12 protein-coding genes are annotated in these 12025 nt (G+C 64.5%); 5 read left to right on the plus strand and 7 right to left on the minus strand.

Going from position 1 to position 12025, the window contains the following annotated elements; genetic code table 11:
- Nucleotides 1-13 precede the first annotated feature (13 nt).
- Genes tal through pgl form a run of 5 tightly spaced genes read left to right on the plus strand, consistent with a single transcriptional unit; the run spans nucleotide 14 to nucleotide 6103 of the window.
- On the plus strand, nucleotides 14-1129 hold the full coding sequence (tal, locus tag ACQCS0_RS11415; protein WP_354155763.1) for a transaldolase: 1116 nt from the start codon (nucleotides 14-16) through the stop codon (nucleotides 1127-1129).
- Nucleotides 1130-1135: 6 nt separating this feature from the next.
- Nucleotides 1136-2770, plus strand: coding sequence for a glucose-6-phosphate isomerase (locus ACQCS0_RS11420; RefSeq protein ID WP_426939777.1), 1635 nt, complete (start codon nucleotides 1136-1138; stop codon nucleotides 2768-2770).
- A gap of 15 nt (nucleotides 2771-2785) precedes the next feature.
- Nucleotides 2786-4357 (plus strand): glucose-6-phosphate dehydrogenase, encoded by a 1572-nt coding sequence (gene zwf / locus ACQCS0_RS11425; protein WP_426939778.1) that lies wholly within the window; start codon nucleotides 2786-2788, stop codon nucleotides 4355-4357.
- Nucleotides 4354-5295 carry a glucose-6-phosphate dehydrogenase assembly protein OpcA gene (locus tag ACQCS0_RS11430; protein WP_426938401.1) on the plus strand — a complete coding sequence of 314 codons (942 nt, stop codon included), beginning with the start codon at nucleotides 4354-4356 and terminating at the stop codon, nucleotides 5293-5295. The genes zwf and ACQCS0_RS11430 overlap by 4 nt, the downstream gene beginning before the upstream one ends.
- Nucleotides 5296-5332: 37 nt before the next feature.
- A complete protein-coding gene (gene pgl, locus ACQCS0_RS11435; protein ID WP_426939555.1) occupies nucleotides 5333-6103 on the plus strand; it encodes a 6-phosphogluconolactonase in 771 nt (256 codons plus the stop codon).
- Here the strand turns inward: pgl and ACQCS0_RS11440 are convergent.
- The 7 genes from ACQCS0_RS11440 to whiA form a co-directional block, all read right to left on the minus strand.
- Complete coding sequence (locus tag ACQCS0_RS11440) at nucleotides 6056-6451, minus strand: RNA polymerase-binding protein RbpA (protein ID WP_354155837.1); 396 nt, start codon at nucleotides 6449-6451, stop codon at nucleotides 6056-6058. The genes pgl and ACQCS0_RS11440 overlap by 48 nt on opposite strands.
- Before the next feature lie 123 nt (nucleotides 6452-6574).
- Nucleotides 6575-6832: a preprotein translocase subunit SecG gene (gene secG / locus ACQCS0_RS11445; protein WP_282330728.1), complete on the minus strand. Its 258-nt coding sequence runs from the start codon at nucleotides 6830-6832 to the stop codon at nucleotides 6575-6577.
- 51 nt (nucleotides 6833-6883) lie between these two features.
- Nucleotides 6884-7699: a triose-phosphate isomerase gene (gene tpiA / locus ACQCS0_RS11450; protein WP_354155838.1), complete on the minus strand. Its 816-nt coding sequence runs from the start codon at nucleotides 7697-7699 to the stop codon at nucleotides 6884-6886.
- Nucleotides 7700-7786: 87 nt separating this feature from the next.
- Nucleotides 7787-9013, minus strand: coding sequence for a phosphoglycerate kinase (locus ACQCS0_RS11455; RefSeq protein WP_354155839.1), 1227 nt, complete (start codon nucleotides 9011-9013; stop codon nucleotides 7787-7789).
- 10 nt (nucleotides 9014-9023) lie between these two features.
- Entirely contained in the window at nucleotides 9024-10034 is a 1011-nt protein-coding gene (gap, locus tag ACQCS0_RS11460; protein ID WP_354155840.1) for a type I glyceraldehyde-3-phosphate dehydrogenase, read from the minus strand.
- 264 nt (nucleotides 10035-10298) lie between these two features.
- On the minus strand, nucleotides 10299-10925 hold the full coding sequence (locus tag ACQCS0_RS11465) for a superoxide dismutase (protein WP_185263578.1): 627 nt from the start codon (nucleotides 10923-10925) through the stop codon (nucleotides 10299-10301).
- A gap of 111 nt (nucleotides 10926-11036) precedes the next feature.
- Nucleotides 11037-12017: a DNA-binding protein WhiA gene (whiA, locus tag ACQCS0_RS11470; RefSeq protein WP_354155841.1), complete on the minus strand. Its 981-nt coding sequence runs from the start codon at nucleotides 12015-12017 to the stop codon at nucleotides 11037-11039.
- Between the last annotated feature and the right edge of the window lie 8 nt (nucleotides 12018-12025).

Consider the following 12025-nt stretch of genomic DNA (forward strand, 5'->3'; position numbering starts at 1 on the left):
GGAGATACAAAAAATGACTACCCCCACACAGCAGCTCTCCGACGCCGGAGTATCCATCTGGCTCGATGACCTTTCCCGCAGCCGCCTTGAAACAGGCACGCTGCAGAAGCTGATCGAAGAGAAGAACGTCGTTGGTGTGACCACCAACCCGTCCATCTTCCACGCCGCCATCACCGCCGGCACGGACTACGACGCCACAATCGCGGCCCAGGCAGCAGCCGGCGCCAGCGTCGAGGAGACCATCTTCGAAATCACCACCACCGACGTCGCTGACGCCTGCGATCTCTTCGCACCGGTGGCAGCAGCCACCAACGGTGTCGACGGACGCGTTTCCATCGAAGTTGACCCGCGCCTCGCCTGGGACACGGCCGGCACCATCGCCGAAGCCAAGCACCTTTACAAGAAGGTCAACAAGGTCAACGTCCACATCAAGATCCCGGCAACCCTCGAAGGCCTCGAAGCGATCACCGCGACGCTGGCCGAGGGCATCAGCGTCAACGTGACCCTGATCTTCTCCCTCGAGCGCTACCGCGCCGTCATCAACGCGTTCCAGTCCGGCCTGGAGCAGGCTAAGGAAAACGGCCACGACCTGTCCACGATCCACTCGGTGGCCTCGTTCTTCGTCTCCCGCGTGGACTCCGAGATCGACAAGCGCCTCGACGCCATCGGCACCGACGAAGCCAAGGCCCTCAAGGGCAAGGCCGGCGTAGCCAACGCCCGCCTGGCCTACCAGGTCTACGAGCAGCTCTTCGCCACCGAGCGCTGGGCACTGCTGGCCGAAGCCGGCGCCCGTCCGCAGCGTCCGCTGTGGGCGTCCACCGGCGTCAAGGACCCGGCCTACCCCGACACCCTGTACGTCACCGAGCTGGCTGCCCCCGGCGTTGTGAACACGATGCCGGAGAAGACCCTGGCCGCCACGTTCGACCACGGCGTCGTCACCGGGGACACCATCACCGGCACGTACACCGAGGCCAACGCCACACTGGACGCACTGGACGCACTGGGCATCTCCTACAACGAGGTGGTCGCGCTCCTCGAATCCGAAGGCCTCGACAAGTTTGTGGCCAGCTGGAAGGAACTCCTGGGCGACGTCGAAGGTGCCCTTGCCGCTGCACGGAAGGCTTCCTAACCCACTATGAGCACTCTCAGCTACGATGCCACCGGTGCCGCGCAGCAGGCACTCGAACAGCACCTGCCCGCCCTCGTCACGGACCGCATTGCCACCCGGATCTTCGCCAAGGACCATACCTTGTGGGGTCCCGATGCGGAGGCCGAGTCAGCTGTCCGCCTTGGTTGGGTTGAAGCGGCCACCGTCTCACAGGCCCTCGTGCCCAGCATCCTCGAACTCCGGGGCGCCCTCAAGGCTGACGGCGTGACCCGCATTGTGCTTTGCGGCATGGGCGGATCTTCGCTGGCTCCCGAGGTCATCGCCGCCACCGCTGGCGTCGAGCTGACAGTGCTGGACAGCACCGACCCCGACCAGGTCCGGGCTGTCCTCGCGGACCGGCTGGCCGAAACCGCGATTGTGGTTTCGTCTAAGTCCGGTTCAACCCTGGAGACCGACTCCCAGCGCCGGATCTTCGAGCACGCCTTCACCGAAGCCGGCATCGATGCGAAAAGCCGGATCATCATCGTCACCGATCCTGGTTCCCCCCTGGACAAAGCCTCGCGTGAGGCCGGCTACCGTGCCGTCTTCAACGCCGATCCGAACGTGGGGGGCCGCTACTCCGCCCTCACGGCATTCGGGCTGGTCCCCTCGGGCCTTGCCGGTGTGGACATCCAGGCTTTCCTGGATGAGGCCGAGGAAGCCGCTGAGATCCTGAACGAGGACGCCGCCGAGAACATCGGGCTGGCCCTCGGAGCGGCCCTGGGCGGAACCAATCCGCTGCGCAACAAGATTGTCATCGCCGAGGACGGTTCCGGCATTGTGGGCTTCGCTGACTGGGCCGAACAGCTCATTGCCGAATCCACCGGGAAGCTCGGCACCGGCGTCCTGCCGGTGGTGGCCGGACCCACGTCACCGGAGGTCACCTCCGGTGCCCCGGACGTCCTGGTGGTGCGGCTGGTAGCCGCGGATGCCGACGTCGAACTCGGCAACAACGAAGTAGCCATCGCGGGCGGCCTGGCCACCCAGATGATGGTGTGGGAGTTCGCCACTGCGGTGGCCGGGCGCCTGCTCGGCATCAACCCGTTTGACCAGCCGGACGTGGAGGCAGCCAAGGTTGCGGCCCGCGGCCTGCTGGACGCCCAGCCCGAACCGACCCCGGCCGCCTTCGTAGACGGCGTCATTGAAGTCCGCGGTGGAGACTGGCTGGGCGACGCAGCGACTGCAGAAGATGCCGTCAACGCACTGCTGGGAACCCTCGCCGAGGACAGCTACCTTAGTGTCCAGGCCTACCTTGACCGGCTGGCTTTCGCGGAGCTCGAAGGCATCCGCGACCCGCTTGCCGGCGTCAGCCGCCGTCCCGTCACGTTCGGCTGGGGCCCGCGGTTCCTGCACTCGACCGGGCAGTTCCACAAGGGCGGACCCGCCATCGGAGTTTTTCTCCAGATCACGGCCGCTCCTGCCGAAGACCTGGCCATCCCGGACCGTCCATTCACGTTGGGGGAATTGATTTCCGCCCAGGCCGCTGGCGACGCCCAGGTCCTGGCCGGCCATGGCCGTCCCGTCCTGCGACTGCACCTGACCGACCGCGCCGCCGGCGTTGCACAGCTGCAGGAGATCATTGCAGCAGTTGCAGCCCGGTTAGCTTCCGTCACCGAAAACTAAGGCTCAACAGCAAACATGCCAGAAACTGAAAACGGCAGGAATTCCGCGACGCGCTCGGGACGGCCAGGCCGCAACCCGTTGCGGGATCCGCGGGATCGTCGACTGAACCGGATTGCCGGTCCGTCCTCGTTGGTGCTCTTTGGAGTGACCGGTGACCTTGCCCGTAAGAAGCTCATGCCGGCGGTGTATGACCTGGCGAACCGTGGGTTGTTGCCGCCGAGCTTCGCGTTGGTGGGTTTCGGCCGCCGCTCCTGGTCTGATGCGGAGTTCGCGGCCGAGGTGAAGGCTTCGGTTCAGGCGTATTCCCGGACCCCGTTTGATGGGGCGGTGTGGGACCAGCTCGCCGAGGGTATCCGTTTTGTCCAGGGCGAGTTCGACGGCGATGATTCGTTTGAGCGGCTCGGTGAAGTCATTGATGAGCTCGATCAGACTCGGGGAACGCGGGGTAATCACGCGTTTTACCTCTCGATTCCGCCGAAGGCGTTTGAGCAGGTCTGCCGGCAGCTTTCCAAGCATGGGCTCGCGCAGGCCGAGGGTGAGAAGTGGCGGCGGGTGGTGATCGAGAAACCGTTCGGGCATGATCTGGAGTCTGCCCGGGCGCTCAATGAAATTGTGGAGTCGGTGTTCCCGCCGGATGCGGTGTTCCGGATCGATCATTACCTGGGGAAGGAAACGGTCCAGAACATCCTGGCGTTGCGGTTCGCGAACCAGTTGTTCGAGCCGTTGTGGAACGCGAACTACGTGGACCACGTCCAGATCACGATGGCCGAGGACATCGGCACGGGCGGCCGGGCCGGGTATTACGACGGCGTGGGTGCGGCCCGGGACGTGATCCAGAACCATCTGCTGCAGTTGCTGGCGTTGACGGCGATGGAGGAGCCGATTTCCTTTAACGCGGACGATCTGCGGGCGGAGAAGGAAAAGGTCCTTGCCGCGGTGAAACTCCCGGAGGATTTGTCGACGCATTCGGCGCGCGGGCAGTTCGCCGGTGGCTGGCAGGGCGGGGAACAGGTCCAGGGTTATCTGGAGGAAGAGGGTATCCCGGCGGATTCGAAGACCGAGACGTTCGCTGCGATCCGGGTCGATATCCATACCCGCCGCTGGGCCGGTGTGCCGTTCTATTTGCGGGCGGGTAAGCGTTTGGGGAGGCGGGTGACGGAGATCGCGGTGGTGTTCAAACGCGCCCCGAACCTGCTCTTCCGTGACCATGGTGAGGATGACTTCGGCCAGAACGCGGTGGTGATCCGGGTCCAGCCCGATGAGGGTGCGACGATCCGGTTCGGGTCCAAGGTCCCGGGCACGCAGATGGAAGTCCGGGACGTGACCATGGACTTCGGGTACGGGCATTCCTTCACCGAATCGTCTCCGGAAGCGTATGAGCGGCTGATCCTCGATGTGCTCCTGGGCGAGCCGCCGTTGTTCCCGCGGCACGCGGAGGTGGAGCTGTCCTGGAAGATCCTGGATCCTTTTGAAGATTACTGGGCCGGGCTCACTGAACAGCCCGAACCCTACGCCCCGGGGTCCTGGGGACCTGCTTCGGCGGACGAGCTCCTTGCCCGCGACGGACGAACCTGGAGAAGGCCATGATTGTAGATTTGCCGGACACCACCACCTCGAAGATTTCCAAGAAGATCACCTCCTTGCGCGAGCAGGGCGGTGTGATCGCCCTGGGCCGGGTCCTGACCCTGGTGGTCGTGACCCGGTCCGGGCTCGAGGAAGAAGCGATCGAGGCCGCGAACGAGGCCAGCCGTGAACACCCCTGCCGGATCATCGTCCTCGCTGACGCCGGCTCTGAGGCCCCGGACCGGCTCGACGCGCAGATCCGGGTCGGTGGTGACGCCGGCGCCTCGGAGGTCATCGTGCTCCGCGGCTACGGCGAACTCGCCCACGAGTCCGAATCCCTCGTCGCGGCCCTGCTGCTCCCGGACGCCCCGATCGTGGCCTGGTGGCCGCACGGGGCACCGGCGAACGCCTGCGAAACCTCCGTGGGCCGGATCGCGCACCGCCGGATCACCGACTCCGCGAACGAAACAGATCCTCAACTGGCGCTGGAAAACATCCGGGCCACCTACAAGGCCGGGGACACCGACCTCGCCTGGACCCGGCTGACGAACTGGCGGATCCAACTCGCGGCGGTCCTGGACCAGGTGGACTCCTCACCCGTCACCGCCGTGGCCGTCGAAGGCGCTTCCGACTCCCCGTCCACGATCCTGCTCGCGGCCTGGCTGACCCTGGCCCTGGACGCGCCCGTGACCATCGTCGCGGACCCCGCCGGGACCGGCATCCGCCGGGTAAGGCTCACCCGCCACACCGGCGACGTGCAGCTCTTCCGCCCCGGACTCTCCGTCGCGGAACTCACCCAGCCCGGCCAGCCCGCCCAACGCATCTCCCTGCCACGCCGCAGCCTCAAAGACTGCCTCGCCGAAGAACTCCGCCGCCTCGACCCCGACGAAGTATTCGGCGAAGTGATTACTATTGGACTGCCACGTACCAATCTAAGGAGCGTCCGACCCAGTGAGCGTTGAGCCAAGAGTTAGCATCCATCCCGATTCGTCCGTCCTGATGGCCGCGATTGCGGCGCGCCTGATCACCAAGCTAGTGGATGTGCAGGACAAGCACGGTGAGGCCACGGTGGTGCTGACCGGCGGCACAGTAGGCATTGGAACGCTGAAGGCGGTTGCGGATTCTCCGGCGGCGCCCGCCGTCGACTGGTCCAGGGTAAATTTTTGGTGGGGTGACGAGCGGTTCGTCGGTACCGACGATCCCGACCGGAACACCAGGCAGGCGTTTGATGCACTCCTGTCGAGCATTCCGGTTGATCCGGCAAGGATCAACCAGCCGGCCTCCTCGGATGACTTCGACACGCCCGAGGAAGCCGCCGAGGACTATGCTCGCAGGCTCCGCGAAGCAGCCCAGGCCGAACATGCTGCTGACATGTCCGACGACCGTCCGGACCAGCCGGGAGTCCTGCCGCGGCTGGATGTGGTGCTGCTGGGCGTTGGCCCCGACGCGCACGTGGCCTCTCTCTTCCCGGAGCAGGGCGGAATCCGGGAGAAGGAGCTGACAGTAGTCGGCGTCCGGAATTCGCCGAAGCCGCCACTGCAACGCATCTCACTTACGCTTCCCGCCATCAACACTGCGGCCGAAGTCTGGATGGTGGTGGCCGGTGAGGACAAGGCCGGTGCGGTGGGCCTGGCCCTGGCTGGCGCCAACCCGGTGCAGGTTCCGGCGGCAGGCCCGCGGGGGACCTTCCGGACCCTGTGGCTTATCGACGAAAACGCGGCGTCACGTGTCCCGCAGCAACTCGTCCGCAAGGACGCCACCGGCGCGTAGTTTTTCCAGGGCTCCGGCCAGGACAGCCTCGGCGTCCTGGTCGGAGCGCCGTTCTTTAACGTATTCAAGATGGCTTTTAAAGCCTTCGCCCAACGGGTCGGACAGGTCGGCGTCCTTGCCGTCCCGTGATGCCTGAGCCCCGCAGCGCCGGCAGTCCCAGAGGGGGGGAATTTGCTCGTCCGGCAGCCGCAGGAAGACTAGCTGGGTCTCATGCCCCTTGGCGCACCAAAAAGAAACCCGGATACGGGGCACTCTTTCGCCGGAGGCTGCTTCTGACTGGTTCTTGGGACCGGCCCCTTCTGTCACACCCACCCGGGTGCCGCGGAACGCTGACGCACTATGTACCATCTGGACTCCTGGCTGCTTAAACGACGCTGTTTAAACGAAACTGTGGCTGTTGGGAGCCAACAGCCACAGTTTAGTTCGGAGATCCTCATCGCGGCAGTGCCGGGCGACGATCAGTTGCAGAGTCTACGAGTCCCCTGCGCCGCTGAAGCGCATAATCAGGCCGAGGCCAATGATCACGACGCCCCAGGTGACGCCCAGGATCACGGTGAACCTGTTCAGGTTCCGTTCGGCAACCCCGGAGGAGCTGAGGCCGGAACTCATACCACCGCCGAACATGTCCGACAGCCCGCCGCCCCGTCCCTTGTGAAGGAGGATGAGCAGGGTCAGCAGAAGGCTGGTAATGCCCAGGAGAATCTGCAGAATGACATGAAGAACGTCCACGACGGCCTTTCAGAAGATTGGAATTGCGGGAGCCTGGAACTGCGTGACGGACTAGCCCGTCGCCAGGTGACTCTCGAACCTGACAATATTAGCAAACTCCGCGGGATCGAGGCTGGCCCCGCCGACCAAGACACCGTCAACGTCGCGCTCCTTCAGGATCGCGGCGACATTGTTTGCCTTGACCGAGCCGCCGTAGAGCAGCCGGATCTTCGCTGCAACATCGTCGCCGAAGAGGGTGGCCAGTTCCGCGCGGATGGCAGCGCACATCTCCTGAGCGTCCTCCGGGCCGGCCACTTCACCGGTGCCGATGGCCCAGACGGGCTCGTAGGCCACCACAAGCTCTGCCGCCTGCTCGGCAGCCAGACCGGCGACGTTCGCCCGGAGCTGTGTCAGGGTGTGCTCGACATGGGTGCCTGCCTGGCGGATTTTCAGGCCTTCGCCGATGCAAAGGACTGGAGTGACACTGTGCTTGAACGCTGCCTTGACCTTGGCGTTGAGGACGTCGTCGGATTCCAGGTGGATGGTGCGGCGTTCGCTGTGCCCCACCAGGACGTAGCGGCAGCCCAGCTTGTTCAGGAACTGGCCGGAGGTGTCGCCGGTGTAAGCGCCCGAGTCGAACTGGGAGAGGTCCTGCCCGCCGTAGGCAATGTCCAGTTCATCACCCTGGACGAGGGTCTGCACACCGCGAAGGTCGGTGAATGGCGGGAAGACAACCACCTCGACCCGGCTGTAGTCGTGCTTGGCGTCCGACAGGGTCCAAGCCAGCTTCTGCAGGAGGGTGATGCCCTGGACATGGTCCATGTTCATCTTCCAGTTGCCCGCAATGAGAGGCGTACGGTCAAAAGCGCCGTTCGTTGACGTAGTCACGTGTTCTCCAAAAGTTCTTGATATGTGTGCGGCCGGCAGGGTGCCCGCGGGCACCCTGCCGGCCGGAGGACTTGGCAGTCCAGGGTCCTAACGGTCCAGGACGCTGAGTCCCGGGAGTTCCTTGCCTTCGAGATATTCCAGGCTGGCGCCGCCGCCGGTGGAAATGTGCCCGAACTGGTCGTCAGCGAAGCCGAGCGTCCGCACGGCGGCAGCGGAGTCCCCGCCGCCCACCACGGTGAACGCGTCGGCCTCAGTGAGGGCTTTGGCTACGGCGCGGGTTCCGCCGGAGAATGCTTCGAACTCGAAGACGCCCATGGGCCCGTTCCAGAACACCGTTTTGGCGTCCTTGATCCGGTCCGCAAAGGCGGCGGCAGAGTCCGGACCGATGTCAAGGCCGATGCCCTGTGCGCCGAAGCTGCTGCGTTCGATGCCGTCCGCGGGGACGGTCTCGTAGTCTGCGTTGGCCGCGAACTTACTGGCCACGATGACGTCGGTGGGAACGATGAATTCCGTGCCGGCTCCGGCAGCCCGTTTCAGGTAGTCCTGGACAACCGGGATCTGGTCTTCTTCCAGGAGGCTGCCGGCCACGCTGTGGCCTTCTGCCGCCAGGAACGTGAAGAGCATGCCGCCGCCCACCAGGATGGTGTCGGCCTTGCCGATGAGGTTGTCGATGACCGCCAGCTTATCGGAGACCTTGGAGCCGCCGAGTACCACCACGTAGGGCCGCTGCGTGTCAGCCGTCAGCTTCCGCAGGACCTCCACTTCGGTGTGTACGAGATCGCCCTGGTAGGACGGGAGGCGGGTGGCGACGTCGAACACACTGGCATGCTTACGGTGTACGGCACCAAAGGCGTCGTCAACGTAGGCGCCGTTGGGCCCTGTCAGGGCCACCAGTTCGTCCGCGAAGGCGCCGCGTTCGGCGTCGTCCTTGCTGGTCTCCCGGGCGTCGAAACGCACGTTCTCCAGGACGAGGACTTCGCCGTCCTGAAGCGAGGCAGCGAGTTCTTTCGCTGAGCTGCCCACAGTGTCCTGCGCGAGCGAGACCTTGAAGGCGGCGAGTTCGGCGAGCCGCGCTACGGCAGGCTGGAGGGAGTACTTTTCCTCCGGAGCGCCCTTGGGGCGTCCGAGGTGCGCTGTTACCAGCACGCGGGCACCGGCGTCCGTGAGCTTTCCCAGTACTGGCAGAGAGGCCTTAATGCGGCCGTCGTCAGTCACTGTAGAGCCGTCGAGCGGCACATTCAGGTCACTTCTGACAAGAATGTGCCGCCCGCGGACACCTTCAGCGATCAGTTCGTTGAGGGTGTGGAATGTCATGTGTCTAACCCTAGCCCAGCTTCGCTGCGACGAGCTCCGTGAGGTCCACGAGGCGGTTGGAGTAGCCCCATTCGTTGTCATACCAGGAAACAACCTTGACCTGGTTGCCGATGACCTTGGTCAGGCCGGAGTCGAAGATTGACGACGACGGGTCCCCCACAATGTCCGAGGAAACGATCGGAGCGTCGGTGTACGTGAGGATGCCCTGGAACTCTTCGGACTCCGAAGCCTTCTTCAGCGCTGCATTGACTTCCTCGACGGTGGTCTCCCGAGAGACGGTGACCGTGAGGTCAGTGGCCGAGCCGGTGGGGACGGGCACTCGGATGGCGTAGCCGTCCAGCTTGCCCTTAAGCTCAGGCAGGACCAGTCCGATCGCCTTGGCCGCACCCGTGGAGGTGGGGACCATATTGATGGCGGCGGCGCGCGCACGGCGGAGGTCGTTGTGCGGGCCGTCCTGCAGGTTCTGGTCAGCAGTGTAGGCGTGGATGGTGGTCATCAGGCCACGCTCGATGCCGAAGGTGTCGTTGAGGACCTTGGCCAGCGGGCCCAGGCAGTTGGTGGTGCAGGACGCGTTGGAAATGATGTTGTGCGCCGCGTTGTCGTACAGGCCGTCATTGACACCCATCACGATAGTGATGTCCTCATCGGAGGCCGGTGCGGAGATCAGGACCTTCTTGGCGCCTGCATCGATGTGCTTCTGCGCGGCAGCGGCCTTGGTGAAGAAACCGGTGGACTCGATGACGATGTCCACGTCCAGCTCGCCCCAAGGCAGGTTAGCGGGATCGCGTTCGGCGAGAACCTTGATGACGTTGCCGTCGACGACAATGTTGCCGTCCTTGACTTCAACGGTTTCCTTCAGGCGGCCGCCGACGGAGTCGTACTTGAGCAGGTGGGCCAGCGCCTCAGGGCTGGTGAGATCGTTGACGGCAACGATCTCCAGGTCCGCGCCCTGAGCGAGGGCTGCGCGGAAGTAGTTGCGGCCGATGCGGCCGAAGCCGTTGATACCAATACGGGTCGTCACTTGTTCAGTCTCCTTGGTGCCTAAATAAGCACTAACTAGTTGAGCGGGCATTGAAGCCAACTAACAGATCCCGCACGCCATTGGGCAGAGATGATTAACAGATCGGAGGGCGACCAGCCACGTTGCTGAAGGCAGACCGCCTTCCGTGATCCATCTTACGTTTAAGTTGGTCCGCCCCCGCAAGTGCGGGGGCGGACCAACCGCATTCCAGCCGAAATCACGCCGAAATGTGAAGTTTGTTACACGTACATGTACTGCAGGTCACTACGGCAGGGTAATGAGGCCCGTAGCGTTGGTGCGTGCAGCATCGAAGCGTTTGGCGACATCTGCCCAATTGACGATGTTCCAGAATGCCTTGACGTAGTCAGCCTTGACGTTTACGTAGTCCAGGTAGAAGGCGTGCTCCCACATGTCCAGCATCAGCAGCGGCGTGGTGCCGAGTGCTACGTTGCCCTGCTGGTCGTAGAGCTGCTCGATGACCAGGTTGCCACCGATCGGCTCGTAGGCCAGGAATCCCCAGCCCGATCCCTGCAGGCCTAGGGCCGCAGCGGAGAACTGGGCACGGAAGGCGTCAAAGGAACCGAAGGCGTCATCGATGGCAGCTGCCAGCTCACCCTCGGGCTTGTCGCCACCGTCCGGGGACAGGTTGTTCCAGAACACCGAGTGGTTGATGTGGCCGCCGGTGTGGAACGCGAGGTCCTTGGACAGGCGGTTGATGTTGGCGAAGTCGCCCTTTGCGCGTGCCTCTGCCAGCTGGGCAAGGGCATTGTTGGCACCCGCAACGTACGCGGCGTGGTGCTTGCTGTGGTGCAGCTCCATGATGCGCGCCGAAATGTGCGGCTCAAGCGCTGCGTAGTCGTAGCTGAGTTCTGGCAGTACGTACTCGGTCACAAAATCCTCCAATATCGTGGACGGTCTGTCCGGGTTGTAAATCTCGGATTGTGCATCCGGATGACTGGCATCCGGATGATCAGGTTGAACGCTCTGATTCTAGGGGCGCCGCTACTCGTCCAGCATCTCAGGCGTCACATTGGCATCAGTGCCGGGGATCCCCAGATCGATGGCCCGCTTGTCCGCCATGGCCAGAAGCCGGCGGATGCGGCCGGCGATGGCGTCCTTGGTCATCACCGGATCGGCCAGGCGCCCGAGCTCGTCCAGGCTTGCCTGCTTATGGGCCACGCGGAGTGCGCCGGCGTATTTGAGGTGGTCCGGGACGTCGTCGCCCAGGATTTCAAGTGCCCGGTCAACCCGGGCACCGGCGGCCACGGCCGCTTGCGCGGAGCGCCGCAGGTTGGCGTCGTCGAAATTGGCAAGCCGGTTGGCCGTGGCCCTGACTTCCTTGCGCATCCGGCGTTCTTCCCAAACCATCAGAGCGTCGTGGGCGCCCATCCGGATGAGGAGGGCGGCGATGGTGTCGCCGTCGCGGATCACTACCCGGTCCACTCCCCTGACCTCGCGGGCTTTCGCCTGGATGCCGAGACGGCGGGCGGCACCAACGAGGGCAAGCGCGGACTCGGGCCCCGGGCACGTGACTTCCAGCGATGACGAACGGCCCGGCTCGGTGAGCGAACCATGGGCCAGGAAAGCACCACGCCAGACGGCCTCGGCGTCGGCGGCCGAGCCGTTGACCACAGCTGAGGGAAGCCCCCGCACCGGCCGGCCACGGCCGTCCAGCAGACCTGTCTGGCGGGCCAGGGACTCGCCGTCGCGGACTACCCGCACCACGTACCGGCTGCCGCGGCGCAGTCCCCCGCCGGAGACAACGATGATCTCGCTCTGGTGCCCGTAAACCTCCGCGATGGCCGCCCGGAGCCTGCGCGCCGTTGACGCGAGGTCAACCTCGGCTTCGATCACGATCCGGCCCGAGATGATGTGCAGGCCGCCGGCAAAGCGCAGCATGGCCGAAACCTCTGCCTTGCGGACTGAGGATTTCTTGATGTCCAGGCGGGACAGTTCTTCCTTGACCGATGATGTCAGTGCCATGGCACCTT

It is taken from the genome of Pseudarthrobacter sp. S6, assembly GCF_050156575.1.
GTDB lineage: Bacteria > Actinomycetota > Actinomycetes > Actinomycetales > Micrococcaceae > Arthrobacter.